Source organism: Pseudoblastomonas marina (genome assembly GCF_034374265.1).
GTDB classification, from domain to species: Bacteria; Pseudomonadota; Alphaproteobacteria; order Sphingomonadales; family Sphingomonadaceae; genus Alteriqipengyuania_A; species Alteriqipengyuania_A marina.
The window spans coordinates 77,510-102,933 of the sequence record NZ_CP139718.1; the positions used below are offsets into that span (position 1 = coordinate 77,510).

Below are 25,424 nucleotides of genomic sequence, written 5' to 3' on the forward strand. Positions count from 1 at the left end.
CCGCGCGTGCTCTCTGCAAGGAGAGTTTTGAAATGACCGACCTACCAGCGCGCAAGCCTGCGCGCCCATATTTCTCGTCCGGACCCTGCGCCAAGCCGCCGGGCTGGGATCCTGCCAAGCTCGCCACCGAGGTACTCGGGCGTTCGCATCGCTCGAAGCTCGGCAAGGCGCGCCTGCAATATTGCATCGATTTGATTCGCGAAGTGCTCGAGGTGCCCGACACGCACCGCATCGGGATCGTGCCCGCATCGGATACCGGCGCGGTCGAGATGGCGATGTGGAGCCTGCTGGGCGCGCGCCCCGTCACCACGCTCGCGTGGGAAAGTTTCGGCGAGGGCTGGGTGACCGATGCGGTCAAGCAGTTGAAGATCGATCCCACCGTGCTGCGCGCCGATTACGGCGAATTGCCCGACCTCGGTCGGGTCGACTGGAGCCATGACGTCGTCTTCACCTGGAACGGCACCACCAGCGGCGTGCGCGTGCCCGATGGCGAATGGATCGCGGAGGATCGCATCGGCCTCTCGATCGCCGATGCGACCAGCGCGGTGTTCGCGCAGGACATCGCCTGGGACAAGGTCGATGTGCTGACCTTCAGCTGGCAGAAGGTGCTGGGCGGCGAAGGCGCGCATGGCGTGCTGGTGCTCGGCCCGCGCGCGGTCGAACGGCTCGAAGCCTTCACCCCCGATCGCCCTTTGCCCAAGATCTTCCGCCTGACCAAGGGCGGCAAGCTGATCGAGGGCGTGTTCAAGGGGGAGACGATCAACACCCCCTCCATGCTCGCGGTCGAGGATGCGATCTGGGCACTTGAATGGGCCAAGGGGATAGGCGGCCTTGCCGCAATGAAGGCGCGTGCCGATGCCAATGCGGCGGCGCTGGGCAAGATCGTCGAGGAACGCGACTGGCTCGGCCATCTCGCGGCAGACCCGGCGAGCCGTTCGAACACGAGCGTGTGCCTGACCGTCGAGGGTGCCGATACCGACATGATCAAGCGCATGGCGGCGCTGCTCGAAGAGCAGGACGCGGCCTACGACGTGGCCGGCTATCGCGACGCCCCGCCGGGGCTGCGGATCTGGTGCGGCGCGACCGTCGACACGAGCGATATCGAAGCGCTCGGCCCGTGGCTCGACTGGGCTTACGAAACCGCGAAACAGTAATTCATCGTCATTCCCGCGGAGGAGGGAATCCAGGGCCAGCATCGTCCATTCCGCTCTGGATCCCGGCTTTCGGGGGGGTGACGAGATAGAGAGGTTACAAGAATGACCAAACCCAAAGTCCTCATCTCCGACAAGATGGATCCCAAGGCTGCCGAGATCTTCGCCGCCAATGGCTGCGAAGTCGACGTCAAACCCGGCATGACGCCCGAGGAATTGAAGGCCGTGATCGGCGAATATGACGGCCTCGCGATCCGTTCCGCGACCAAGGTCACCGAGGATATCCTGGAGGCGGCGACCAATTTGAAGGTCATCGGTCGCGCCGGGATCGGGGTCGACAATGTCGATATCCCCGCCGCCAGCGCGCGCGGCGTGGTGGTGATGAACACGCCCTTCGGCAATTCGATCACCACCGCCGAACACGCGATCGCGATGCTGTTCGCGCTCGCGCGGCAGATCCCGATGGCCGATCGCGAGACCAAGGCGGGCGAATGGCCCAAGTCGAAATACATGGGCGTGGAGCTGACCGGAAAGACGCTCGGCCTGATCGGTGCAGGCAATATCGGCAGCATCGTCGCCGCGCGCGCGCTCGGCCTCAGGATGAAGGTGATCGCCTTCGATCCCTACCTCACCGCCGAGCGCGCGGTCGAGATGGGCGTCGAGAAGGTCGATCTCGCCACGCTGCTCGCGCGCGCCGACTTCATCACGCTGCACACCCCGCTGACCGACGAGACGCGCGGCATCCTCTCCGCCGAGGCGCTGGCGAAGACCAAGCCCGGCGTCCGCATCGTCAATTGCGCGCGCGGCGGGCTGATCGACGAGGCGGCGTTGAAGGACGCGCTCGACAGCGGCCAGGTCGGCGGCGCGGCGCTCGACGTGTTCGAGACCGAGCCGGCCACCGCCAGCCCGCTGTTCAACGCGCCCAATTTCATCTGCACCCCGCATCTCGGCGCCTCGACCACCGAGGCGCAGGTCAACGTCGCGATCCAGGTGGCCGAACAGATGGCCGATTACCTGACCACCGGCGGGATCACCAATGCTCTCAACGTGCCGAGCCTCAGCGCCGAGGAAGCGCCCAAGCTCAAGCCCTACATGGCGCTCGCCGAACAGCTCGGATCGCTGGTCGGCCAGATCGCGACCGGCAACATCTCGAGCGTCGCGATCGAGGTCGAGGGCGCGGCGGCGGAGTTGAACCAGAAGCCGATCACCGCCGCGGTGCTGGCAGGCATCATGGGGCGCTATTCGCAGTCGGTGAACATGGTCAACGCGCCCTACCTCGCGAAGGAACGCGGGCTCGAAGTCAGCGAGATCCGCAACCAGCGCGAGGGCACCTACCATACGCTGCTGCGCGTCACCTATGTCGCCGAGAAGGGCAAACGCTCGGTCGCGGGCACGCTGTTCGGCCACGACGCGCCGCGCCTGGTCGAGCTCGCCGGGGTCAATATCGAGGCCGCGCTCGAGGCCGAGATGATGTATATCGTCAACGAGGACACGCCCGGCTTCATCGGCCGGATCGGTTCGCTGCTGGGCGATCACGGGATCAATATCGGTAACTTCAATTTGGGCCGCCGCGCGGCGACGGGCGAAGCGGTGCTGCTGCTGAGCGTCGACCAGCCGATCGGACAGGACGTGATCGACGCCGCGTGCAAGCTCGAAAGCGTGAAGCGGGTGAAGGGGTTGTCGTTTTAGTGGTTACGCCCGCCCATCCGGAGTTGTTTGTTTAGACCTTCAGACGCCGGGCGCAGCGCATCCGCGCTGCTTGGGTTGGCCGTTGGCCCGTGCGGTCGCCCGCGTGCGCGCTACCGCGCGCAAATCTAGGACGGATTTCGCTGGCGTAGAACCAAGCGGACCCGACCGAGACGGTCGTCCGAGGCCGAACAGGCCGAGGCAAGGGCGACCGCCCGCCCGCAGGTGCCTCGGAGCGAAGCGGAGAGAACAGCACCGAGGATGGACCCGCGGATGCGGGTCCGTAACCACAAAAACTCCCCTCAACAAAACTCATCCGGATGCGGCCCGATCCGCCCGTCCTTGTCATCCAGCGCGTCGATCCGCGCCATCTGGTCGTCGTCGAGTTCGAAGCGCACCGCCTCGAAATTGGCGGCGATGTGGTCGCGGCTGCTGGCCTTGGGGATCACCGCGAGGCCGTGCTGGATATGCCAGCGGATGATCACCGCGGCGGCGTTCTGGCCGGTCTCCTTGGCGATCGCCTTGATTGTCTCGTTGTCGAGCCCGTTGCCCTGGCCGAGCGGCGACCAGCTTTGCGTCACGATCCCCATCTCGTCGTGCAGCTTGCGCAAGTCGCGCTGTTGGAACGAGGGGTGCAGCTCGATCTGGTTGAGCGCGGGCACTTCGCCCGTCTCGTCGGCCAGCCGCTTCAGATGATCGGGCTGGAAGTTCGACACGCCGATGCTGCGCGCGGTCCCGGCCTCGCGCATCTCGATCATCGCCTTCCACGTCTCGACATACTTGTCGTTCTCGGCGCACGGCCAGTGGATCAGCACGAGGTCGAGCACCGGGCGATCGAGCCGCGCGAGGCACTTGGCGAAGGCCGCCTTGGCGCGCTCGTAGCCCTGGCTCTCGTTCCAGATCTTGGTCGTCAGCCAGATGTCGCGATGGCTCCCCAGCCCCTCGCCGACGCCTTCCTCATTGCCGTAGATCGCGGCGGTATCGACCAGCTTGTATCCCACGTCGAGCGCGGTCGAGACGGCCTCGGCCGCATCGTCGTTGTCGATCTGGTAGGTCCCGAAGCCCAGCTGCGGGATGTTGCGGCCGTCGTTGAGCGAGAGGGTGGGGGTCTGGGTCATGTATTGCTCCTTTTGTGGGGCAACGCATGGGCGCGGCGGGGTTTCCTACTTCGCGGGTGAAGCATAGGTTCGCAGGCATGAAGCAGGTGCGATCGATTGCCGGGAGAATGGAGGGCACGTCGCGCGTGCATGTTCGTCGGATCACAAAGGCGGTGCAGCGGAGAATTGGCCGAAGGTTACACTTGCGAAGCGGAGGTGTGGGGCAAGATACTGGAATGGACCCATTTTCCGGCGGGCATGAGTTTTGCAAAACCCCCACTTCGGCGGTCCATGCACCCCTCCAAGCTTGCCCGCTGCGCCCCGTCTGCTAGGGCGCGTCCGCAACTACCGACAGGACTGGAATAGATGGCAAACGTCACCGTGATCGGCGCGCAATGGGGCGACGAGGGCAAAGGCAAGATCGTCGACTGGCTCGCGAGCCGCGCCGATGCGGTCGTGCGCTTCCAGGGCGGGCACAATGCCGGCCACACGCTCGTCGTCGGCGACACCACCTACAAGCTTTCGCTGCTGCCGTCGGGCATCGTCACCGGGACGCTCTCGATCATCGGCAACGGCGTGGTGCTCGATCCGTGGCACCTCAAGTCCGAGATCGAGAAGCTCGAGGGGCAGGGGGTGACGATCACCGCCGACAACTTCGCCATCGCCGACAATTGCCCGCTGATCCTGCCGATCCACCGCGATCTCGACGGGATGCGCGAAACCGCTGCGGGCGCCGGCAAGATCGGCACCACCGGGCGCGGAATCGGCCCGGCCTACGAGGACAAGGTCGGTCGCCGCGCGATCCGCGTGTGCGACCTCGCCCATCTCGACGACCTCACCCCGCAACTGGATCGCCTGTGCGCGCATCACGACGCGTTGCGCGCCGGGTTCGACGAGCCGCCGGTCGATCGCGAACGCCTGCTCGGCGACCTGCGCGAGATCGCCGATTTCGTGCTCCAGTTCGCGCAGCCGGTGTGGAAGCGGCTGAAGAAGGTGCGCAAGGCGGGCGCGCGGATCCTGTTCGAGGGCGCGCAGGGCGTACTGCTCGACATCGATCACGGGACCTACCCCTTCGTCACCAGCTCGAACACGGTCAGCGGCACCGCGGCGAGCGGCAGCGGGCTGGGGCCGAATTCGACCGGCTTCGTGCTCGGCATCGTCAAGGCCTACACCACCCGTGTCGGCTCCGGCCCGTTCCCGACCGAGCTCGACGACGATGTTGGCCAGCTTCTGGGCGAACGCGGCCACGAGTTCGGGACCGTCACCGGGCGCCAGCGGCGGGTCGGCTGGTTCGACGCGGTGCTGGTTCGCCAGACCTGCGCGATCAGCGGCGTCACCGGCATCGCGCTGACCAAGATCGACGTGCTCGACGGGCTCGACACGGTGAAGATCTGCACCGGCTATCGCCTCCACGGCAAGATCATGGACTACTTCCCCTCCCACGCGGCGGACCAGGCCGCGGTCGAGCCGATCTACGAGGAAATGGAAGGCTGGAGCGAAAGCACCGCCGGCGCGCGGAGCTGGGCCGACCTGCCGGCCAACGCGATCAAGTATATCCAGCGCGTGCAGGAACTGATCGAGACGCCGGTGGCGCTGGTCTCCACCAGCCCCGAGCGCGACGACACGATCCTGGTGCGCGATCCGTTCATGGATTGATGCTCGTCCTGGAGCGGGGTGGGCAAGGGTGCGTTAACGGCCAGGAGATAGCGTAACCGAATGCGACTCGCCGCCGCCATCCTCTCCGCCCTCGCGCTCGCATCCTGCGCCGCGCCGGAGGTACCGGTGGTCGAGCGTGCCCCCGCCGCGCGGTCGATCGACAAGCCGTTCGACGTCACGAAGAATGTCGACTTCATCCTCGTCGACAAGTCGGACCGGACGCTGACGCTGTTCCGCGAGGGACGGGCGGTACGCACCTATCGGGACCTCGCGTTCGGCGATGCGCCGCAGGGGCACAAGCAGTTCCAGGGCGACGAGCGCACGCCGGAAGGGCGCTACCGGATAGCCTATGGCAACCCGCAATCCGCGTTCCACCTGAGCCTCAAGATCGACTACCCCAACGCCGCCGACCGCGCCTATGCCAAGCGCTTCGGTCGCTCGCCGGGCGGCGACATCTTCATTCACGGCCAGCCCAACGGATCGCCCGAGGGGCAGAAGATAGCCTACGACTGGACCGACGGCTGCATCGCGCTCTCCAATGCCGAGATCGAGGAGCTGTGGCAGACCGTGCCCGACGGCACGCCGATCGAAATCCGGCCCTAGTCGCGCGCCTTCTCGAGTTGCGCGACCTGCCATTGCAGCCGTTTCACCTCGCTCAGGATCGAAAGCATGTTCATCCGCGCGAACAGCCATTCCTTGAGAAAGCCCTGCATGATCAGCAGCCCGATCGTCGTCAGGCCCCAGCCGAGCATGGCGTCGGTGGTGCCGGCGGTGACGGCGCGGTAGAAGGCGTAGGCGAGCCCGATCCCGATCGCGAAGGCCAGCGCGAAGCTGAACTTCGCCCACCCGGCGAGCGGGCCGTGCATGCTGTCGCCGATCTGGCGGAACATGCCGCGGTCGTCGTCGAGGCTGTCGAGGAAGGCACGGTCGTCGGCGTCGAGTACCTCGCGGATCCGGTTGTCGATATCGGTCATTGGTCGTCTCCTGAAAGGGCCGCCTTGAGTTTGCGGCGGGCATGGAAAAGGCGTGACTTGGCGGTGCCGTGCGGCACGTCCTGCGCTTCGGCGATCTCGGCGAGGGTCAGCCCCTCGATGTAGAACAGTTGCGCGGCGAACCGCTGGTCCGGTGGCAAGGAGGCCATTGCACCACGGATCGCTGCGGCATCTTCCTGCGGCGGCGCGATCGGCGCGTCTTCCAGCTCGGCAGTGCGACCGCGGTCGCGCACGGCCTGGCGCACCCGGTCGGTGCATTTGCGACGCAGGATCTTAAACGCCCACGGGGCGAAGCGCGACGGATCGCGCAATCCACCGACCCCCCGCAGGATCGCCAGCCAGCTTTCCTGCACGCTGGCCTCGACCCCGGTCTCCTCGCCGAGATAGCGCCGCGCGGTCCGCATCAGGCGGGGCTGCCAATTCGCGGCGAGTTCGCCCGCCGCCGCGCGGTCACCTTGCTGCAGGCGGACCACCAGCCATTCGTCGTGCAGCGCATCGGTCGATCGGTGAGCAGTCAAAACGGCAGTCCCTCCTGTTGCGATCCTATAGTCGCGGGCGGGGGACGAAAGGTTCAATCGGATTACTCCATTTCGGAGTGTTCTTGACACAAACATGGTTTGTTCTATTCTTGTTCGCATGTTGACCGTCGAATCGCCCGTATCCGACTTTGCTTACGAACCTGCGCAGAGCGGGGACGGCGCATGGCAGGCCAGCTTGTCGGTGTTCGCCGACGAGAGCGCGGCCAGGCGTGCAATCGAGGACGATCTCGGCGAAGCCGGCTTCCGGCTGGCCGGCAGCGGCCCGCTGGCGGCGATCCTAGAATCGGGTCCGGCGGTGCTGGGCGATGTCGTGGTGGTCGATTGCGGGGCGCCCGATGCGGGCGCGATGGCGGCGCTGGCTCGGCTCGACGAGCGGGTTGCGCGGGCCGGGGCGCGGCTGGTGGTCGCGACTACGCTCGATGCGCTCGAGGCGCTTTACCTGTGCTTCGAACGGTCGCAGGTGCACTGGCTGGTCGATACCGGACAGGGCGAACGGCTGGTTGCGCTTGCCGAGGCACGGCTCAGGCTGAGCGCGCGAGTCCGCGACCTGTCCGACGAGGATCGCGAAACGCTGGAGCGGCTGACGGGCCATGTCGCGGCGATCGCCGAACGGCTCGACCTCATTTCCGGGAACGCGACAGGGAACGGGTTGGCGCTGCGATCCCCCGGGATGGATTTCTATCACGAGAAGGACGATGGCGAGCGCTCGCTGATCCGCAGCCAGCGGCCTCCGCTGCCCGATCCCCGCCTCGTGCGGCAGTTGATCGCCCGCCGCCATGCTCGCGCGAAACACCTGCCCGGCATCTGCTTCGCCGATCCGGCCTGGGACATGTTGCTCGACCTGACAGCGGCCCGGGCCGAGCACACGCGCGTTTCGGTCACCTCGCTCTGCATCGCCAGCGGCGTGCCTGCGACCACGGCACTTCGGTGGATCGGCCAGCTCGAGCAGGCCGGGCTCGTCGAACGGGTGGCGGACGATATCGATCGACGCCGCGCCTTCGTCATGCTGACCGACAAGGCGGCCGATGCCATGGCGCGCTATTTCGCCGCATGCGAATCCGATGGAGACTTCGCGGTCTGATCTCAGCGCCGGTCGAACGCCGCCTGGATCTGCGCCGGGTCGGTAATCCCGCTCGCGAGGAGCAATTGCAGCAGGATCCGGGCCTTGGCCGGGCCGAGCGCGCGCGCGGCGATGAAGTGGTTGCAATCGTCGTCGGGATCGCGGTCGACCAGCCCCATGTCGACCCGGGTCGAGCGGACCACAGGGGTACCGCCTTTCGCAGCTTCGGCCAGCGCTGCGCGCACGTCGTCGGGCATGTTGCCCTCGCCAAACCCTGCCAGCACGATTCCCTTTGCATGCGCGGCGAGACACTGGGTCACGGTATCGGCGGGCATGCCGGCATAGGCGTAGAGCACCGGGACCTGCGGAAATTCGTCCGGGAATGCGAAGCGCGCCTGTTCCTCGCCGCGCCAAGGCGGGCCGAACCATTCGAGCGAGCTCGGCGTGACATGCGCGATCGCGTCGCGCGGGAACCCGGCAAAGGCATCGGTGCCGCTGGTGCGCGACTTGCGCACGTCGCGCGCGGCGAGCACGCGGTCGCTCATCACCACCAGCACGCCCCGCCCGGCGGCATCGTCGTCTGCTGCGACGCGCACTGCATTGGCGAAGTTGCGCAATCCGTCGCTGCCGACCGCATCGGCGGGCCGCATCGCACCCACGATCACCACCGGCTTGGTGTTGGGCAGGGTCAGATCGAGCAGGATCGCGGTTTCCTCGGCGGTATCAGTCCCGTGGGTCAGCACGATCGCATCGACATCATCGTCCGCGAAGCCTGCGAGGATCGCCGCATGAATTTCGCGCCAGATCGCGGGTGACATGTTCTCCGACCCGATCGCCGCCAGTTGCTGGCCGTCGAATTCGACGTCGAGTTCGAGATAATCGGCATTGGCGAGGAATTCCTCGATTCCGATCTGCCCCGGGCGATAGTCGCGCCGGGTGGCCGATCCCGCCCGTCCCGCAATCGTTCCCCCCGTTGCGAGGACCAGAAGTCGTTTCGCCGTCATGCCACGGCCCCTAGCGTCCGCCGCGCGCGATCGGCAATTGAAACTTCATCCTCGCGCGCTAAAGGGATCGCGAAAGGGCGGTTAGCTCAGCTGGTAGAGCATCTCGTTTACACCGAGAGGGTCGGCGGTTCGAACCCGTCACCGCCCACCAGTTTCAACCACGGTTGGAACTTCCGAGCGATAGCGAAGAGGCGTCGATCAATTCGTGACCGGATCGCTGCGCCATTCCTATTCCATAGCCATTGCGGGCTGCGGCCCGGCCGGGCTCGCCGCCGCGCTGCTGCTGTACCGTGCCGGTCACAGTGTAACCTTGTTCGAGCGGTTCGACGCCCCGCGACCCATCGGCTCGGGATTGATGTTGCAGCCGACCGGCATGGCGGTGCTCGACGCGATGGGCCTGCTCGAGCGCGTGGCTCGCCACGGTGCGCGGGTCGACGGTTTGCTGGGTCTGCAGGAGCACGGCCGATGCGCGCTCGATTCGCCGTATCGAAACCTAGGTACCGACGCTTTCGGCATGGGGATCCACCGCGCCAGCCTGTTCGCGGTGCTCTACGAGGCGGTCGCCGAAGCCGGGATCGACATCCGGACTTCGCAGGATATCGTATCCACCCATGCCGATGCGCGTGAGCGCCGCTTCGTGTTTTCCGATGGCAGCCGAAGCGACGGCTTTGACCTGGCCGTCGATGCGAGCGGCTGGAGCTCGGCGCTCGGCGAGCGAGGACGCGGGCTGCTCCAATTCGGTGCGCTCTGGGCTACGGTCGAACTCGATCCGGCGGATCCCTTCGCCGGCAATCTCCTTGAACAGCGATACGATCGCGCGTCCCGGATGGTCGGAGTCCTCCCGACAGGACGACGATCGCTCGAGGGCCCGCGCGAGGCGGCGTTCTTCTGGTCGTTGCGGGGCGTCGACCACGAAGCGTGGCGCACCGCCGGGCTGGAGGCGTGGAAGCACGAGGTGCGTCGCATGTGGCCCGAGACGGCCTGCCTGCTCGATCGGATCGACAGCGAAGAGCACCTGACCTTCGCCCGCTATGCGCACCGCACGGCGCCCGGTCCGAACGGCCATCGCTTCATTCGCATCGGCGACGCTTGGCATTGCGCCAGCCCCCAACTGGGCCAGGGTGCCAACATGGCCCTGCTCGATGCATGGGGTTTGGCCCGGGGGCTTGCCCAAGGCCGCACGATCGATGAAGGCTTGCGCCTCGCCGCGCGCTGGCGATCCGACCACGTCCGGCTCTATCAGGCGGTCACCCGCTTCTTTACGCCCTTGTACCAGTCGACAGCCGCGATGCCGCCACTCCTGCGCGACAGGATGCTGATGCCCCTGTCACGGGTCTGGCCGGGCAAGCCTTTACAGGCCAGGATCATGAGCGGACTCTTCGGATGGCCGTTGCAAACTCTTGGGCTGGAACAACCGGATTACCGGGCACTCGCGCAGGCGATTTCGGCCTAGCTCCCGTCAGCTTCCGCCAGCAGCGCGGCGGCTTCCTCGCTGGTCCAGTCGAGATCGCCGAGCAGGCGCCAGACTTCCTGCCCGTTGGCGTCGTAATAGATGCTCATCGGCAGGACGCCGCCGGCATAATGGGTGGCGAGCGCATTGTCGGGGTCGAGCCAGGGCTCGAGCCGCTCGAAATCGCGCTCGGCGAAGAACGGGCCGACCGCTTCCTCGCCGGTCAGGTCCTGCGAGATCGTGACCACGCGCAAGCCGTCCTGCGCCAGCTCGTCGAGCATCGGCATCTCGGTCACGCAGGGCGCGCACCAAGTCGCCCAGAGGTTTACCAGCACGGGCCGTCCGGCCAGCGCCGGAAGCGCGAGCTCGCTCCCGTCGGCCTGGCGCACGGTGATCGCGGGCAGCATCTCGCCGGCATAATCGCGGTAGACGCCGAATCCGGGCGCGGCTTGCTGCGCTTGCGGTTCTTGCGTGCTTTCCTCCCCGCTCCTATCGCAGCCCGATGCTGCGAGTGCGAGAAAGGCGGCGGAAATGAGCGTGAACGACGACCGCAACGGGGCCTCCCATGCCATGTGGGGTGGACGGTTCGCCGAGGGACCCTCGGCGATCATGCGCGAGATAAATGCCTCGATCCCGTTCGACAAGGCGCTGTGGCGCGAGGACATCCGCGGATCGAAGGCGCATGTCGCGATGCTCGCCGCGCAGGGGATCGTCGGCGAAGATGACGCGCGTCAGATCGACCATGGGCTCGATGCGATCGCCGCCGAATACGAGCGCGACGGGGTGCCCGAGGACTGGTCGCTCGAAGACATTCACATGACGGTCGAGGCGCGGCTGACCGAGCTGATCGGGCCGGTCGCGGGCAAGCTCCACACCGCACGCAGCCGCAACGACCAGGTCGCGACCGATTTCCGGCTGTGGACGCTCGACGCGATGCAGGCGGCCGAGGCGGGTCTCGCTACGCTCCAGCGCGCTCTGGTGACGCGCGCGGGCGAGCATGCCGATACGGTAATGCCGGGCTTCACCCATTTGCAGGCCGCGCAGCCGGTCACGCTCGGCCACCACCTGCTCGCCTATTACGAGATGTTCCGGCGCGATCGCTCGCGTTTCGCCGATGCGCGGGCGCGGGCCGACGAATGCCCGCTCGGCAGCGCGGCGCTGGCGGGCACGGGGTTCGCGATCGATCGCGACGCGACGGCCAAGGCGTTGGGCTTCGCGCGCCCGACGGCCAACAGCCTCGATGCCGTGTCGGACCGCGATTTCGCGCTCGATTACCTGATGGCGGCGAGCCAGTGCGCACTGCACCTGTCGCGGCTCGCGGAAGAGATCATTATCTGGGCGAGCCAACCCTTCGGTTTCGTCCGCCTGCCCGACACGCTTTCGACCGGCAGTTCGATCATGCCGCAGAAGAAGAACCCCGATGCGGCCGAACTGGTACGCGGCCATGCCGGGCGGATCGTCGGCTCGGCGACGGCCTTGATGGTGACGATGAAGGGCCTGCCGCTGGCCTATTCGAAAGACATGCAGGACGACAAGCCGCCGGTGTTCGAGGCGCACGGCCTGCTCCAGCTGTGCCTCGCCGCGATGGAAGCGATGATCGCAGACTGCTCTTTCAACGAGCCACGGATGCGCGAAGTCGCCGGGGCAGGGCACCCGACCGCGACCGATCTCGCCGACTGGCTGGTGCGCACGCATGGCGTTCCGTTCCGCGAGGCGCACCACGTTGCCGGCGCTGCTGTGAAGGCCGCCGACGAACACGGCTGCGACCTCGCCGATCTGCCACTCGATGCACTCCAGGCGATCGATGGCCGGATCGACGAAAGCGTGCGCGATTTGCTGACGCTCGACGCCTCGGTCGCGGCGCGCACATCCTATGGCGGGGCCGCGCCCGAGCGGGTAAGGGAGCAGGTGGCGGCGGCGCGCGAGGCGCTGGGCATGGAGGACGCGCGATGAAACGCTTCGGAACTATGGCGCTGGTGTTCGCGCTCGCGGCCTGCGGGACCAAGGCCCCTCTCGAGCCCGCGGCGGGCCAGGAATTGCCGCCCGCTCCCTACGGCCAGGATTACCAACCCACCGCCGACGAACTGCTCGAACCGAGCGAACAGGCAGTGCCCGAACGCAATGTCGAGCTGCGCGAACGCTCCGAAGAGCGCGAAGACGATCCCTACGACCTTCCTCCCGAGTGACCTTGCCCGATGGACCATTTCTCGCTTCGTGACGGCGTGCTCCACGCCGAGGACGTATCGCTGCCGCAGATCGCCGACGCGGTCGATACGCCGGTCTACGTCTATTCGCGCGCCACGCTCGAGCGCCATGCGCAGGTCTTCGTCGAAGGTCTGGCGGCGCTTGATGCTCCGCTGATCGCTTTCGCGGTCAAGGCCAATCCCAACCTTGCCGTGCTCAAGGTGCTGGCGCAGCAGGGCTTCGGCGCCGATGTGGTCTCGGGCGGCGAGCTGGCGCGCGCGCTGGCGGCGGGTATGCCGCCCGAACGGATCGTATTCTCGGGCGTGGGCAAGACCCGCACCGAGATGCAAGCCGCGCTCGATGCGGGCATCCGCCAGCTCAATATCGAAAGCGAGGAGGAAGGTCGCGAACTGGCCGAGCTTGCCGCCGCGCGCGGCGAGAATGCGCGTTGCGTGCTGCGAATCAATCCCGACATCGATGCCGGGACGCACGACAAGATCACCACCGGCAAGGCCGACAACAAGTTCGGAGTCCCGATCGCCCGCGCGCGCGAATTGTTCGATGCGCTGGCCGGGCTCGACGGGCTCGCCCTGCGCGGAGTCGCGGTCCATATCGGCAGCCAGCTGGCCTCGCTCGATCCGCTCGAGGCGGCGTTCGAGAAGATCGGTGCGCTGGTGCGGGAACTACGCGAGGCGGGCCACCCGATCGACACGGTCGATCTCGGCGGCGGCCTCGGCGTGCCTTACAAGGCGGGCGAGACCTATCCGAGTCCAGCCGAATACGGTGCGATGGTCGCGCGCGTCACCGAGGGTTGGGACGTCCAGCTGGTGTTCGAACCGGGACGGGTGATCGCGGGCAATGCCGGCGTCCTTCTGACCCGGGTGATCCGCGTGAAGCGTGGAGTGAACCACCCGTTCTACGTGCTCGACGCGGCGATGAACGACCTGGCCCGCCCGGCGATGTACGGCGCGTGGCACGATATCGTCGCGGTCGAACCCTCGGGAGAGCGCACGACGGCGAACGTCGTCGGGCCTATCTGCGAGACCGGCGATACCTTTGCAATGGACCGCGAGATGGACCGGCTCGCCGCGGGCGATCTTGCCGTGCTTCGCACCGCCGGGGCCTATGGCGCGACGATGGCATCGAGCTACAACAGCCGCGGTTTCGTGCCCGAGGTGCTGGTCGACGGTGAAAAATTCGCGGTGGTGGCCGAACGCCTGAGTGCGGCGGCGATCATGGATGCCGAACCGATCCCCGACTGGCTGGATTAATCCCGCAGCGCGATATTGAGAAACGCGGTCGCGATCGGCTTGTCGCGGTCGTCCTGCCACGCTTCGACCTGGACGTTGGCGATCCGGCGGCCGGCGCGGGTCACGCGGCCGAGCGCGAAGGTGCGCTGCTCGGTTCCGCCGCGCATGAATTCGATCGTGACGTTGACCGGCTTGATCCGGCGCAGACCGCCATCGGCCTCGAGTTCGCACTGTAGCGCGGCGATTGCCGCCATTTCGAGCAGGCCCGAGAGTGCACCGCCGTGGAGATAGCCGGGGCGGCCCTGCACGCGCTCCGAAAAATCCATCGCCAGCACCGGCGCATGGCCTTCGAGCCGTTCGACCTCGATCCCCAGTCCACGCGCATAGGGCGGCAGGCGGCGGGCGATATTGACCTGTTCCTCCGCCATCAGTTGTTCCCGATCATCATGAAGACCCCGGCGGCATGGGCCAGCGGGTCGTCGGGGTCGTCTTCGTAGGCGATACCCCGCACGAAGCTCATCGAGCGCGTCAGCTTGTAGCATTCGCCGCGCCCGATCACGGTCGATCCGGGCGTTGCGGCGCGCGTGTAGTCAATCCTGAGGTCGAGCGTGACCTGCGGCACGAAGGCGTCGCGCTTGGTCCAGACCGACATCGAGGTGCAATTGTCCATCAGCGAGATGATCGGGCCCGAGGCGAGGATCCCGCTCTCTTCCATTCCGACCAGCTCTTGCTTCCACGGCAGCGCCAGCTCGACCCAGCCATCGCCATGCGCGTGATATTGCATGCCGAGCCAGCCCCCGTGCCCGCCGCGCGTCAGCGCCTTGGCCAGCAGGTCGGGCTGGATGTTCGTCGTCGCGGGTCGATCGCTCATGCCGAAGCTCCTGCGGATGCGGCGATCCGATTACAATCTTTTAATTCCGCTTTCGATGCCACCGCTTGCAGCTTGTGCGCGGCCCGCATGCAATTGGTGTGCGGGAACATGAGGAGGGGAAACACATGCAACTGCCCACCATCGACGTGGCATCGCTGCCGTCGCTCGACACGCTCACCGGGATTTTCGGTTCGCTCATGGCGAGCGGATCGCCCGGTTCGGACGATACGCTCATTATCCTGATGACCTATCTCTACGAGATCCTGCCGCCCGACGCGCTGATCTGATCCGGTGCTGATCCGATCGGAATTGCGTGCGCTGCGGGCCGATGACGGCCCGCAGCGCACCGCGCAGGCGGAAATGCATCGCCGGATCGGGGCGTGGCGCGACAGCGCCCGGGTCCGGGCGGTGGACGAGGCGCTCGCATGCTTCGCTGCGGGGGAGAGGCTCGCCGACCTGCCTGCGCTCGCCGCGCTGACGACGTATCGGGGCGCGCGCGAATTTGTCGACGCGCTGGTGGCGGAATTGGTCTGCGGGCTCGACGCTTTACCGCTGGCGCATGTCGCCTTTCGGCACACGCATCATGCGGGGCGCTCCTCGCTGATGCTGTCGCGCGCCGGCCGGGTCACGCTCTCGCTGGAATGTCGCACGCCCGCTTTCGCGGCCGGGGAAGACCCCAGCTCCTGCGTGCTGAGCGATATCGAAAGTTGGGACGTCGTCCTCGCGGGTGCGATGGCGGGCCACCTGATCCGCGCGCGGGAAGAGAGCGGATCGCTGACGTTCGAACAGGACCCGCTCGTCCTGCGACGCGGTGATACGAATGGTCGTCGCGGGAGCCGCGAAGTCCTCGCGATCGAGCATATTGCGAGCTGCCTCACGCTCCTTCGGCTGCAACGCCGCGCAGAGGTGGCCACGCCGGCCCGTGCCTACGATCTCGCGACGGGTGCGCTGATCGGGCAGGCTTCGGGCGACGTCCGCGAAAGCCGCCGGGCGTTGATGGTCGCGCTGCTCGGCCGGATGAACCGCCGCGAGGACGCGCCGGTACTGGCCGGGATCGCGCGCGACGCGGATGAGGTCGCACTGCGGTGGGAAGCGGTGCGCGAATGTCTCGGTCTCGATACCGCCACCGGCTTCCACCTTCTGGGCGAACTCGCGCAGCGGACCGGCGATCCGATCCAGCCCGACGCCGCGGCATTGCGCGCCCAATTGCTCGAGGCGCACCCGCAGCTCGCCGCGCTCGAGGAGCGCCCGCAATGCCCCGTGTGATCGCATGCGAAGAGGAGGGCGTGATCGGGCTCGACCAGTGCGTCGATGCGCTCGCCCGCGACGGCTTCGATCCGCGCGTGGAGGAGAGCCTGATGCTAGCGGCGCTGCACCTGCGCCAGCTCGGCAACGACCGGCGCTTCCTCGGCGACCTGATCGCGCGCGAACTCGCCGATCGCGAAAGCGTGCCGGACGCGCAGAGCTACGGTCCGCAATCGATCGTGCTGTCCCCGGCGCAATCGGGCGCCTTCCTGCGGGCGAATATCTGGCCGTCGGAAACCGACCAGCCGCTGGTCGCGAGCGGGCGTGCCGCGTTCCAGTACGACCTGCCGCACGACCACAATTTCAACTTCCTGACGCTGGGCTATTTCGGCCCCGGCTATCGCTCGGAATACTGGGAATACGATTACGAAGCGGCGATCGGTTATCGGGAGCAGCGGGTGCCGCTGGTGCCGAAGGGGCGCCAGCAACTGACGCCCGGCAAGCTCATGCTCTATCGCGCGCATGTTGATATCCACCGGCAGTTACCACCCGAATCGATGTCGGTGTCGTTAAACGTCATGCATGTCGACGGGGCCTGCGGCTGGCTCGATCAATACGCTTTCGATGTCGAGCGAGGGACGATTTCGGACCGGCTCGGCGCGGGGTCGAGCGAAGCGTTCATCCGCATCGCGGTTTCCTTGCAGAGCGAGGCGGCCTGCGATCTCGCAGAGCGCTTCGGGCGGACGCACCCCTCGGACCGGATGCGCTATGCCTGCTGGGAAGCCCGGGCGGCGGTCGCCCAGAACGAGACCGCGCGCGATGCGCTATGGCGCGAGGCGGAGGGGGCGGGGAGCCTGCTGGTCGCGAAAGAGGCAGCGCGGCGGCGCCGGGAGCTGGCTGGCTAGAACGCGCTGCCGGTGAGCCTGTCGAGCGCCGATTGCAGGATCACCGCGGCGGCCTGCGCGTCGATCTTCTGCGCGCGTTTGGCGCGCGACAGGCGCTGGTCGATCATCGCCGCATCGGCGCTTGCGGTCGACAGGCGCTCGTCCCAAAGCAGGATCGGCAGGCCTATATCGGCGAGGTTGCGGGCATAGGCGCGGCTCGCCTGGCAGCGCGGCCCGGCACTCCCGTCCATGTTGAGCGGCAGGCCGACGACGATCCCCTCGACCCGCCGCGCGGCGATCAGTTCGGTCAGTTTCGCGCGGTCGACGGTGAACTTGCCACGCGGCAACACCTTGTCGGGTGTCGCGAAGCGCCACCCGGCATCGCAAGTCGCGGTGCCCACTGTCTTTGTGCCCACGTCGAGTGCGAGCAGCACGCCGCCATCGGGCAGCGCGTCGCGGAACTCGCTCGCGTTGTCGGTGACGAAGCTCATCGCGGCGCGCTCATTGGCCGAACGCGGCGACGCGGCGCGCGAAATCCTCGCGCAGGTTCAGCCAGAACAGCGGGATGTCGTAGACGTGATAATTGTTGCCGGGCAGCACGCCCTGGCCGACTTCGGGCGGATCGCCGATATAGAGGAAGCCCTCCTCGCCGCAGCGCGCCGGGACGGACTCGGCCACGAGCTCGGCCTCGGTCAGCTCGGCATTGGGCACCAGCGTACCACGATTGCTGGTCGCGGGCGCGTCTTCGCTGGGCGTGCCGGTCAGCGGGTTGGTGCACAGGAACGGGCTCGTCCCGCGGGGGGTCCCGTCGAGCCCGGGCGAGCTGGCATAGGCCTCGAGCGTGAGCGAGGTATCGGCCGGCTCGGCATAGCTCGACCAGCTGAGGATGCAGCCGGTGCTGTCAGCCGTTTCGCAGGCCGGGAGCGGGAGCTCGGGCAGGTCGTGATCGAGGCTCAGTGGCCACCCCACGATATAAGCAGCGGCGATCCGTTCGGCGACCGGCGTGCCTTTCACCCGGCGCGCCAGCAGGGTCATCGCGTGAAACGCTCCCTGGCTGTGCCCGGCGATCACGATTGGGCGGTCCGCGTCGATCTCTTCGAGGAACTGGTCGAACGCCATTTCGACGTCGCGATAGGCGGCTTCCAGCGCTTCGTCGCCTTCGGGCTTGTCGGTCAGGAACGCGCCGAACGTCGCCTGGCGATAGCGCGGCGCCCACAATTCGGTGGCGCCGTTGAACGGGCTCGCAAGCCCGCGCAGGAACAGCGTCGCGCGGGCGTTGGCGCTCGAGTCCTCGAGCGGGGCGTTCCACGCCTGCTTGCTGAAGAAGCTGGTCGGGTGGATGAAGAACACCGCCGCTTCGGGCGCGTCCTCGCCTCGATCGAATCCCTCGGGCAGGAAATCGGCCGGATCGTCCACCATGCCCGGGCGCGAGAACCACATCGCCGGGTTCGCATAGACGCTTTCCTCGAGCGCTTCCTGTTCGACGAATTCGACGTCGGGCACCGTGGCGTAGCGCGTTAACTCATTGGCATAGATGTTGAGCAGGAACGCGCCCGCGATCACGAGCACCGCAATTCCGGCGATGAAATACAGGAACTTGCGGGCCATCAGGTCGCTTCGCCGACTTTCTTGCGCTGGGCGCGCCGGGCCCGGTCGGCCTTCAGCGCATCGTCGCGATCGTTGTTTTCGGAACGCTGCTCGAGCGCCGTCTTGATCATCGCTACGATCGGATCGGCGAGGGCCAGCCCGAGGATTCCGAACAGCGCGCCGAGGATCAGCTGCGCGGCGAGCACCAGCGCGGGGGCGAGATCGACGGTCTTCTTCGCGATCATCGGGATCAGGATATACCCGTCGATCATCTGCACCGCGAAATAGACGAAGATCGTGTAGAGGCCCATCTCGACCCCACCCGAGAAGCCGACCAGGACCATCAGAACGCCCGAGATCAGCGCACCGATATTGGGGATGAAGGCGAGCAATCCGGTCAGCAGCGCCAGCAGCGCCGCCATCGGCACGCCGTAGAGCGCGAGCAGGATGTAGGTGAAGATCCCCTCGATCACCATACCGAGCAGGCGGCCGGCCATCAGTCGGCGCAGTGTGTGGCCGAGCCGGGTGACGAGGACGTGGAAGTCGTCGCGCTTCTTCTTCGTGACCATCCACGAGACGCCGCGTTCGTAGACGTTCGGGTCGATCGCGATGAAGATGCCGATGATCGCGATGAGGAGCAGCGTCGTCAGTCCGCCGACCACGCCGCCGATCGCGCGCGTGATCGTGCCGACCCCGCTCGAAACCTGGCCGATGATGTCGCGGATATTGCTTTGGTCGACCGCGAATCCGTTCTCGGCGGCCCAGGCGAACAGCCGGCCGACCTGCTGCCCGATAAGGGTCGAGAACTCGGCCGCCTGCTGGGCGATCTGCGTGCCCGCAAAATAGCCGAGCCACGCGAGGAAGGCGACCATGCCGAGCAGGATGATCGTGACCCGCCAACCGCGCCCGATCTTCAGCCCGCGGCCGAGCAGGCGGGCGCCGCCGTCGATCATCGCTGCAAAAACAAGCGCGCCCACGATGATCAGGATCGGCTGGGCGATGGTCCAGGCGATATAGGCGGCACCGACCACCGCGACCCAGATCGTAGCGCGCTGGAGTTCCCCGCGCATCTTGGGGTCGGTGATCCGGGTCGGGCTGGCCTGTTCGGACCGCGAGGTTTGTTGTTCGGCCTTGCTCATTCGGTTTTCGCTTCCCTCACTTCGATGGTGTCGGCGGGTACCGGTCGCCGCACCGGGCGCAAACTGCGCCAGGCGCGACCTTCGCGCAAGGCTCCCCACCACGAGAGCGGGTTCCAGCTTGCGCTGCCGTCGAGCGAAAAGGTGATGAATTCGGCGCGCCCGCCGACATCGGCGAGTGGGACTGGGCCACCCAGGCCCTGTTCGAAACCGGCGGGTACGCGGCTGTCGGACGAGTAGTCGCGATTGTCGCCCATCAGGAAGACATGGCCCTCGGGGACGGTGATCTCGTCCATCTCGTCGCTGTATTTGGGTTCGTCGTCGGTGACGAGGTAGCTTGCGCCGTTGGGCATGGTTTCGCGCAGGACCGGGATGCGGCACAGATCGCCGCCGCCGTCGGCGCTACGCACGACATCGCCCGACGAGCTGTGGCCGCAGGGCATGTTGAGATCGACCGGCACGTCGATCGCGGGCTCGACCTCCTGCGGAACGATCCGGCCGTTGAGCACGATCCGCCCGCCGCGCAGCGCGATCCGGTCGCCGGGCAGCGCGACCACGCGCTTGATATAGTCTTCCTTGCGGTCGGGAGGGACGACGATCACCACGTCGCCATATTCGGGCGTGCCGCCGAACATGCGCCAGTCGCCGCGCGGCAGGACGTGGAAGCTCGCCGAGACCCAGCTGTAGCCGTAGGGCCACTTGCTGACGACGAGGCGGTCGCCGACCAGCAGGCCCGGCATCATCGATCCGGAAGGAATGTAGAACGGCTTGGCGACGAAGCTGTGGAACGCCAGCACGGCGAGCAGCATCAGCGCGAGGCCGCGCAATTCCCCCAGCCAGTCGATCGGGGTCTTGTCGTCTTTGGAAGCGGCGGTCTCGCCGGAGGGTTGTTCGGTCATGCGGGGAATGCTTCGATCACCACCAGGGCCTGCGCCCATGGATGATCGTCGGTGAGGGTCAGGTGAATATGCGCCTCATGACCATCGGGCACGATCTCCGCAAGCCGTTTCGCAGCGCCGCCGGTCAGCGCCAGCGTCGGCTTGCCCGAAGGGGCGTTGACCACCCCGATATCCTTCATGAACACCCCGCGCTTGAAGCCGGTCCCGACTGCCTTGGAGAAGGCCTCCTTCGCGGCGAATCGCTTGGCGTAGGTGCCTGCCCGCGCCAGTTCGCGGCGCTGCGCCTTGGCGCGCTCGACTTCGGTGAAGCAACGCCGCTCGAACCGCTCGCCGTGGCGGTCGAGCGCGGACTGAATCCGCTCGATATTGCAGAGGTCGGAGCCGAGCCCGATGATCAACGCGCTTCGTCCATCAGGTCGCGCATGCGGCGGACGGCTTCTTCGAGCCCGACGAACACCGCCTCGCCGACGAGGTAATGCCCGATATTGAGTTCGGCGAGCTGCGGAATGGCGGCGATCGGCTGCACGTTCTCGTAGGTCAGCCCGTGCCCCGCATGCGGTTCGATCCCGTTCTTCGAGGCGAGCGCGGCCATGTCGGCGATGCGTTTCAACTCGCGCGCGGTCCGCTCGCTGTCACCATCGCTCTGCGCGTGGGCGTACTCGCCGGTGTGGAATTCGACCACCGGCACCCCGAGCCTGAGCGCGGCGTCCAGTTGTCGCTCGCTCGCCTCGATGAACAGGCTGACGCGGATATCGGCCTCGCGCAGCGAATCGACGTAGCGCTGCAAATGGTTGTGCTGGCCTGCCGCATCGAGCCCGCCCTCGGTGGTGCGTTCCTCACGCTTCTCGGGGACGATGCAGGCGGCGTGCGGCCTGTGCGCGAGCGCGATCGCGAGCATTTCGTCGGTCGCCGCCATTTCGAGGTTCAGCGGCAGGTCGGTCGCATCCTGGATGCGCCGCAGGTCCTCGTCGCGGATATGGCGGCGATCCTCGCGCAGATGCGCGGTGATCCCGTCGCCGCCGACGCTGGCGACGATCTCGGCCGCGCGCACCGGGTCGGGGTGGTCGCCACCGCGCGCGTTGCGGATCGTCGCGACGTGATCGATGTTCACACCGAGGCGGAGCGGGCGGTTCAAGCCTTGCGGCTCCCGGGCTTGGTCACCGGCACCGCAGCGAGCTCCTCAGGGACCTCATCCTCGGCATAGGTCGGGAACGTCAGTTCGATCAGCGGGAGGAACGGCACGCCGAGATCGACTTCGCCCGCCGAGCGATCGACCAGCGCGACCTCCGCGATCACCTCGCCGCCTGCCGCTGCGACCGCCGCGATCGCCTCGCGGCTCGACAGGCCGGTGGTCACGACGTCCTCGACCATCAGGCATTTCTCGCCCGGTTCGATCCCGAATCCGCGGCGCAGCTCGAAGGTGCCGGTCGGGCGTTCGAGGAAGATCGCTTCCTTGCCGAGCGCGCGGCCCATTTCATGTCCGATGATCAATCCGCCCATCGCCGGGCTCACGACTTTCTGGATCTCGCCGCGAATCTCGCGCGGGATCTTGCGGCTGAGTGCCATCGCCAGCCGGCCGGCGCGTTCGGGGTCCATCAGTACGCGCGCGCACTGGAGGTAATTGGCGCTGTGACGGCCCGAGGAGAGGACGAAATGCCCCTCCAGCAGCGCTTCGGCGGCGCGGAATTCGGCAAGGACCTCTTCATCGGACATCGGGTCTGGAATCTCCTGTCGTGCGCGCCGACGGGCGCGTTGGAAAAATTCCCTAGAGGCGCTTGAGAACCCTCGCAACCATGCGTATAGGCCCGCTCATTCCTGCGGCTGCGGGAGCATGGCGCGCATCGGCGCGACAGCGGGTTCCCAAGCCGGTATTCCACGATGGAAAGCGACATCACTGCCATGATTCTTCGCAATTTGAGCCGTTTCGTATTTGCCGGGGCCGCTGCGGCCTCGCTCGCGCTGGGAGGTGCTGCCGCCGCTCAGGACACCGCGACCGAAACCGAACAGGCCGCCCAGGTCGAGCAGGCCGCGGGCGACGACGCGCCTGCCGCCGCCACCGAGGCGCTGGCTGATGCCGAAGTCGGCGAAGAAGCAGGCAGCTACGAATATATGGGCCCCGACATGATCAAGGGTCAGCCGGAAAACTGGGGCTGGACCTTCCAGCCGCAATATACTGAGACCGGCGAAAGCGCCCTGTTCCTGCACAATGCGATCCTGATGCCGGTGATCGTCATCATCTCGCTGTTCGTGCTGGTGCTCCTGCTGCTGGTGATCGCCAAGTATCGTCGCGGCGCGAACCCGGTGCCGTCGAAGACGAGCCACAACACCGTGCTCGAAGTCTTTTGGACGGTCATTCCGGCGCTGATCCTGCTGGGGATCGCGATCCCGTCGATCAACCTGATCCGGGCGCAGTACAAGCCCGCGCCCGCCGATGCGATCACCGTCAAGGCGACCGGCTGGCAGTGGTACTGGACTTATTCGTTCCCCGACAACGGCGATTTCGAAATCACCTCGAACATGATGGACGAGGCCGAGGCCAAGGAAAAAGGCTTCCCGGGCCAGCTCGAAGTCGACAACCGCCTCGTGCTGCCGGTCGGCGTGCCGATCCGCCTGCAGACCACGGCGGCCGACGTGATCCATTCGTTCGCCGTGCCTTCGCTGTGGTTCAAGCTCGACGCCGTGCCGGGCCGGATCAACGAGAAAGTGCTGACCATCAAGGAGCCGGGCATCTATTACGGCCAGTGCTCCGAGCTGTGCGGCGCGCGCCATGGCTACATGCCGATCGCGATCGAAGCCGTGCCGATGGCGCGCTGGGAACAGTGGGTCGCCGCGCAGGGCGGCACCGTCGGCGGCGACACCGCCGAAGACAGCGAAGCCGCGCCGCTGGCTGCCCCCGCCTCGAGCACCGAAGGTGCCGAGACCGCGGGCGAAGCGCCCACCGATTCGGCCGGCGCCGCCGCCGAAGCCGCCAACTGATTTCTCGCTAAGGTAAGCAAAGACCATGGCCACGACCGCAAATCCCGAACACGTTCCGGCTCACTCCGATCATGACGCGCACGATGCGCATCACGATCACAAGCCGGGCTTCTTCACGCGCTGGTTCCTGTCGACCAACCACAAGGACATCGGCACGCTCTACCTGATCTTCGCGATCTTCGCGGGGATCATCGGGGGCGCGATTTCGGGCATCATGCGCGCCGAACTGATGGAACCCGGTATCCAGTACCTCGGCTGGTGGGTGAACTTCATGGGGGGCGAGGCGAATTTCGACCAGAACCTCCACATGTGGAACGTGCTGATTACCGCGCACGGCCTGATCATGGTGTTCTTCATGGTCATGCCGGCGATGATCGGCGGCTTCGGCAACTGGTTCGTGCCGCTGATGATCGGTGCGCCGGACATGGCGTTCCCGCGCATGAACAACATCTCTTACTGGCTGACCACGGTCGCCTTCTGCAGCCTGCTGTTCTCGATGTTCGTGCCAGGCGGCACGGGTAACGGTGCGGGTACGGGCTGGACGGTCTACGCTCCGCTCTCCACGCTCGGCTCGCGCGGGCCCGCGGTCGACTTCGCGATCTTCTCGCTCCACCTTGCGGGTGCGGCGTCGATCCTCGGGGCGATCAACTTCATCACCACCATCTTCAACATGCGCGCGCCGGGCATGACCCTGCACAAGATGCCGCTGTTCGTGTGGTCGGTGCTGGTGACCGCCTTCCTGCTGCTGCTCGCGCTGCCGGTCCTCGCCGCCGCGATCACCATGCTGCTGACCGACCGTAATTTCGGGACGACGTTCTTCGATCCCGCGGGCGGCGGCGATCCGATCCTTTACCAGCACCTGTTCTGGTTCTTCGGCCATCCCGAAGTCTACATCATGATCCTGCCGGGCTTCGGCATGGTCAGCCAGATCGTCGCGACCTTCAGCCGCAAGCCGGTGTTCGGCTATCTCGGCATGGCCTACGCGATGGTCGCGATCGGCGTGATCGGCTTCGTCGTGTGGGCGCACCACATGTACACCGTCGGCCTCGACGTGAACACGAAGATGTACTTCACCGCCGCAACGATGATCATCGCGGTCCCGACGGGCGTGAAGATCTTCAGCTGGGTCGCCACGATGTGGGGCGGCAGTCTCGAGTTCAAGTCGCCCATGGTCTGGGCGCTGGGCTTCATCTTCCTCTTCACCGTTGGCGGCGTCACGGGCATCGTGCTGTCGAATGGCGGCGTCGACGACAACCTCCACGACACCTACTACGTGGTCGCGCACTTCCACTACGTGCTGTCGATGGGTGCGGTGTTCTCGCTCTTCGCGGGATTCTACTACTGGTTCCCGAAGATGAGCGGTCGCTGGCACAGCGAATTCCTCGCCCACCTGCACTTCTGGGTGTTCTTCATCGGCGTGAACGTGATCTTCTTCCCGATGCACTTCCTCGGCGTGCAGGGCATGCCGCGGCGCTATCCGGACTTCGCCGAAGCCTATGCAGGCTGGAACGAAGTGGCGAGCTGGGGCTACGTGATCATGGCCGCGTCGATGGTGATCTTCTTCGTCAACCTCGCCTACGCAATCCTTGCTGGCCGCAAGGCGGAAGACAATTACTGGGGCGAAGGTGCCACGACGCTCGAATGGAGCCTGTCGAGCCCGCCACCGTTCCACCAGTTCGAAACGCTGCCGGTGATCGAGGACCACCACGACCACCACCACCACATCAAGCCCGCGCCGGCGCACTGAGCGCCAGGCG

28 protein-coding genes and 1 tRNA gene are annotated in these 25,424 nt (G+C 66.6%); 15 read left to right on the forward strand and 14 right to left on the reverse strand.

From position 1 onward, the window contains the following. The first annotated feature begins 32 nt into the window (after positions 1-32). Entirely contained in the window at positions 33-1,154 is a 1,122-nt protein-coding gene (locus T8S45_RS00315; protein WP_322294243.1) for a phosphoserine transaminase, read from the forward strand. A 102-nt stretch (positions 1,155-1,256) separates the two neighbouring features. Further along, the gene (gene serA, locus T8S45_RS00320) at positions 1,257-2,840 is read left to right on the forward strand and encodes a phosphoglycerate dehydrogenase (RefSeq protein WP_322294244.1); all 1,584 of its coding nucleotides are present in this window, start codon (positions 1,257-1,259) and stop codon (positions 2,838-2,840) included. A gap of 299 nt (positions 2,841-3,139) precedes the next feature. Here the strand turns inward: serA and T8S45_RS00325 are convergent, their stop codons facing one another. Further along, a complete protein-coding gene (locus T8S45_RS00325; protein ID WP_322294245.1) occupies positions 3,140-3,955 on the reverse strand; it encodes an aldo/keto reductase in 816 nt (271 codons plus the stop codon). 345 nt (positions 3,956-4,300) lie between these two features. Between T8S45_RS00325 and T8S45_RS00330 the strand changes: the two genes are divergently transcribed. Both T8S45_RS00330 and T8S45_RS00335 read left to right on the forward strand, forming a co-directional pair. Beyond that, positions 4,301-5,590: an adenylosuccinate synthase gene (locus T8S45_RS00330; protein WP_322294246.1), complete on the forward strand. Its 1,290-nt coding sequence runs from the start codon at positions 4,301-4,303 to the stop codon at positions 5,588-5,590. A gap of 60 nt (positions 5,591-5,650) precedes the next feature. Next, positions 5,651-6,193 (forward strand): L,D-transpeptidase family protein, encoded by a 543-nt coding sequence (locus T8S45_RS00335; RefSeq protein WP_322294247.1) that lies wholly within the window; start codon positions 5,651-5,653, stop codon positions 6,191-6,193. Here the strand turns inward: T8S45_RS00335 and T8S45_RS00340 are convergent. Both T8S45_RS00340 and T8S45_RS00345 read right to left on the reverse strand, forming a co-directional pair. After that, the gene (locus T8S45_RS00340; RefSeq protein WP_322294248.1) at positions 6,190-6,564 is read right to left on the reverse strand and encodes a DUF6768 family protein; all 375 of its coding nucleotides are present in this window, start codon (positions 6,562-6,564) and stop codon (positions 6,190-6,192) included. The two genes, T8S45_RS00335 and T8S45_RS00340, sit on opposite strands and share 4 nt — an antisense overlap. Beyond that, a complete protein-coding gene (locus T8S45_RS00345) occupies positions 6,561-7,100 on the reverse strand; it encodes an RNA polymerase sigma factor (protein WP_322294249.1) in 540 nt (179 codons plus the stop codon). The genes T8S45_RS00340 and T8S45_RS00345 overlap by 4 nt, the downstream gene beginning before the upstream one ends. Before the next feature lie 118 nt (positions 7,101-7,218). Between T8S45_RS00345 and T8S45_RS00350 the strand changes: the two genes are divergently transcribed. Continuing rightward, complete coding sequence (locus T8S45_RS00350) at positions 7,219-8,202, forward strand: winged helix DNA-binding protein (protein WP_322294250.1); 984 nt, start codon at positions 7,219-7,221, stop codon at positions 8,200-8,202. 2 nt (positions 8,203-8,204) lie between these two features. Here T8S45_RS00350 and T8S45_RS00355 read toward each other — a convergent pair whose 3' ends face one another. Further along, positions 8,205-9,185 (reverse strand): asparaginase, encoded by a 981-nt coding sequence (locus T8S45_RS00355; RefSeq protein WP_322294251.1) that lies wholly within the window; start codon positions 9,183-9,185, stop codon positions 8,205-8,207. 75 nt (positions 9,186-9,260) lie between these two features. Between T8S45_RS00355 and T8S45_RS00360 the strand changes: the two genes are divergently transcribed. Together T8S45_RS00360 and T8S45_RS00365 are read left to right on the forward strand one after the other, a co-directional pair. Continuing rightward, positions 9,261-9,336: transfer RNA gene (locus T8S45_RS00360), tRNA-Val, on the forward strand. 54 nt (positions 9,337-9,390) lie between these two features. Further along, complete coding sequence (locus T8S45_RS00365) at positions 9,391-10,638, forward strand: FAD-dependent oxidoreductase (protein WP_322294252.1); 1,248 nt, start codon at positions 9,391-9,393, stop codon at positions 10,636-10,638. Here the strand turns inward: T8S45_RS00365 and T8S45_RS00370 are convergent. After that, entirely contained in the window at positions 10,635-11,189 is a 555-nt protein-coding gene (locus T8S45_RS00370; protein WP_322294253.1) for a TlpA family protein disulfide reductase, read from the reverse strand. The genes T8S45_RS00365 and T8S45_RS00370 overlap by 4 nt on opposite strands. A 16-nt stretch (positions 11,190-11,205) precedes the next feature. Between T8S45_RS00370 and argH the strand changes: the two genes are divergently transcribed. The 3 genes from argH to lysA are packed head-to-tail and all read left to right on the forward strand — an operon-like array spanning position 11,206 to position 14,090. Further along, positions 11,206-12,588, forward strand: a complete 1,383-nt coding sequence (gene argH / locus T8S45_RS00375; RefSeq protein WP_322295249.1) for an argininosuccinate lyase — start codon at positions 11,206-11,208, stop codon at positions 12,586-12,588. After that, the gene (locus tag T8S45_RS00380) at positions 12,585-12,821 is read left to right on the forward strand and encodes a hypothetical protein (protein WP_188641142.1); all 237 of its coding nucleotides are present in this window, start codon (positions 12,585-12,587) and stop codon (positions 12,819-12,821) included. The genes argH and T8S45_RS00380 overlap by 4 nt, the downstream gene beginning before the upstream one ends. Positions 12,822-12,830: 9 nt before the next feature. Continuing rightward, positions 12,831-14,090: a diaminopimelate decarboxylase gene (lysA, locus tag T8S45_RS00385; protein WP_322294254.1), complete on the forward strand. Its 1,260-nt coding sequence runs from the start codon at positions 12,831-12,833 to the stop codon at positions 14,088-14,090. On the opposite strand, the gene T8S45_RS00390 is transcribed toward lysA, so the two are convergent. Both T8S45_RS00390 and T8S45_RS00395 read right to left on the reverse strand, forming a co-directional pair. Continuing rightward, complete coding sequence (locus tag T8S45_RS00390; protein WP_188641144.1) at positions 14,087-14,497, reverse strand: PaaI family thioesterase; 411 nt, start codon at positions 14,495-14,497, stop codon at positions 14,087-14,089. The genes lysA and T8S45_RS00390 overlap by 4 nt on opposite strands. Continuing rightward, complete coding sequence (locus T8S45_RS00395) at positions 14,497-14,853, reverse strand: PaaI family thioesterase (protein WP_322295250.1); 357 nt, start codon at positions 14,851-14,853, stop codon at positions 14,497-14,499. The genes T8S45_RS00390 and T8S45_RS00395 overlap by 1 nt, the downstream gene beginning before the upstream one ends. A gap of 212 nt (positions 14,854-15,065) precedes the next feature. Between T8S45_RS00395 and T8S45_RS00400 the strand changes: the two genes are divergently transcribed. Genes T8S45_RS00400 through T8S45_RS00410 form a run of 3 tightly spaced genes read left to right on the forward strand, consistent with a single transcriptional unit; the run spans position 15,066 to position 17,090 of the window. Continuing rightward, on the forward strand, positions 15,066-15,227 hold the full coding sequence (locus tag T8S45_RS00400) for a hypothetical protein (protein ID WP_188641146.1): 162 nt from the start codon (positions 15,066-15,068) through the stop codon (positions 15,225-15,227). Positions 15,228-15,249: 22 nt separating this feature from the next. Continuing rightward, positions 15,250-16,206, forward strand: coding sequence for a hypothetical protein (locus tag T8S45_RS00405; protein WP_322294255.1), 957 nt, complete (start codon positions 15,250-15,252; stop codon positions 16,204-16,206). Further along, the gene (locus tag T8S45_RS00410; protein WP_188641148.1) at positions 16,194-17,090 is read left to right on the forward strand and encodes a transposase; all 897 of its coding nucleotides are present in this window, start codon (positions 16,194-16,196) and stop codon (positions 17,088-17,090) included. The genes T8S45_RS00405 and T8S45_RS00410 overlap by 13 nt, the downstream gene beginning before the upstream one ends. Here the strand turns inward: T8S45_RS00410 and ruvX are convergent. From ruvX to pyrE, 7 genes are read right to left on the reverse strand one after another with little or no spacing between them, the layout of a single operon-like run. Beyond that, the gene (gene ruvX, locus T8S45_RS00415) at positions 17,087-17,560 is read right to left on the reverse strand and encodes a Holliday junction resolvase RuvX (protein ID WP_188641149.1); all 474 of its coding nucleotides are present in this window, start codon (positions 17,558-17,560) and stop codon (positions 17,087-17,089) included. The two genes, T8S45_RS00410 and ruvX, sit on opposite strands and share 4 nt — an antisense overlap. Before the next feature lie 10 nt (positions 17,561-17,570). Beyond that, positions 17,571-18,677, reverse strand: coding sequence for a DUF3089 domain-containing protein (locus T8S45_RS00420; RefSeq protein WP_188641150.1), 1,107 nt, complete (start codon positions 18,675-18,677; stop codon positions 17,571-17,573). Further along, positions 18,677-19,795, reverse strand: a complete 1,119-nt coding sequence (locus T8S45_RS00425; protein WP_322294256.1) for an AI-2E family transporter — start codon at positions 19,793-19,795, stop codon at positions 18,677-18,679. The genes T8S45_RS00420 and T8S45_RS00425 overlap by 1 nt, the downstream gene beginning before the upstream one ends. Beyond that, positions 19,792-20,691, reverse strand: a complete 900-nt coding sequence (gene lepB / locus T8S45_RS00430) for a signal peptidase I (RefSeq protein ID WP_322294257.1) — start codon at positions 20,689-20,691, stop codon at positions 19,792-19,794. The genes T8S45_RS00425 and lepB overlap by 4 nt, the downstream gene beginning before the upstream one ends. After that, entirely contained in the window at positions 20,688-21,089 is a 402-nt protein-coding gene (gene acpS / locus T8S45_RS00435; RefSeq protein WP_188641153.1) for a holo-ACP synthase, read from the reverse strand. Before acpS ends, lepB begins: the two co-directional genes overlap by 4 nt. Continuing rightward, positions 21,086-21,826, reverse strand: a complete 741-nt coding sequence (locus T8S45_RS00440; protein ID WP_322294258.1) for a pyridoxine 5'-phosphate synthase — start codon at positions 21,824-21,826, stop codon at positions 21,086-21,088. Before T8S45_RS00440 ends, acpS begins: the two co-directional genes overlap by 4 nt. Continuing rightward, a complete protein-coding gene (pyrE, locus tag T8S45_RS00445; RefSeq protein ID WP_322294259.1) occupies positions 21,823-22,404 on the reverse strand; it encodes an orotate phosphoribosyltransferase in 582 nt (193 codons plus the stop codon). The genes T8S45_RS00440 and pyrE overlap by 4 nt, the downstream gene beginning before the upstream one ends. A gap of 186 nt (positions 22,405-22,590) precedes the next feature. Between pyrE and coxB the strand changes: the two genes are divergently transcribed. Together coxB and ctaD are read left to right on the forward strand one after the other, a co-directional pair. Next, positions 22,591-23,667, forward strand: coding sequence for a cytochrome c oxidase subunit II (coxB, locus tag T8S45_RS00450; RefSeq protein WP_188641156.1), 1,077 nt, complete (start codon positions 22,591-22,593; stop codon positions 23,665-23,667). Between the two features lie 25 nt (positions 23,668-23,692). After that, positions 23,693-25,414, forward strand: a complete 1,722-nt coding sequence (gene ctaD / locus T8S45_RS00455; RefSeq protein ID WP_322294260.1) for a cytochrome c oxidase subunit I — start codon at positions 23,693-23,695, stop codon at positions 25,412-25,414. Positions 25,415-25,424: the final 10 nt, after the last annotated feature.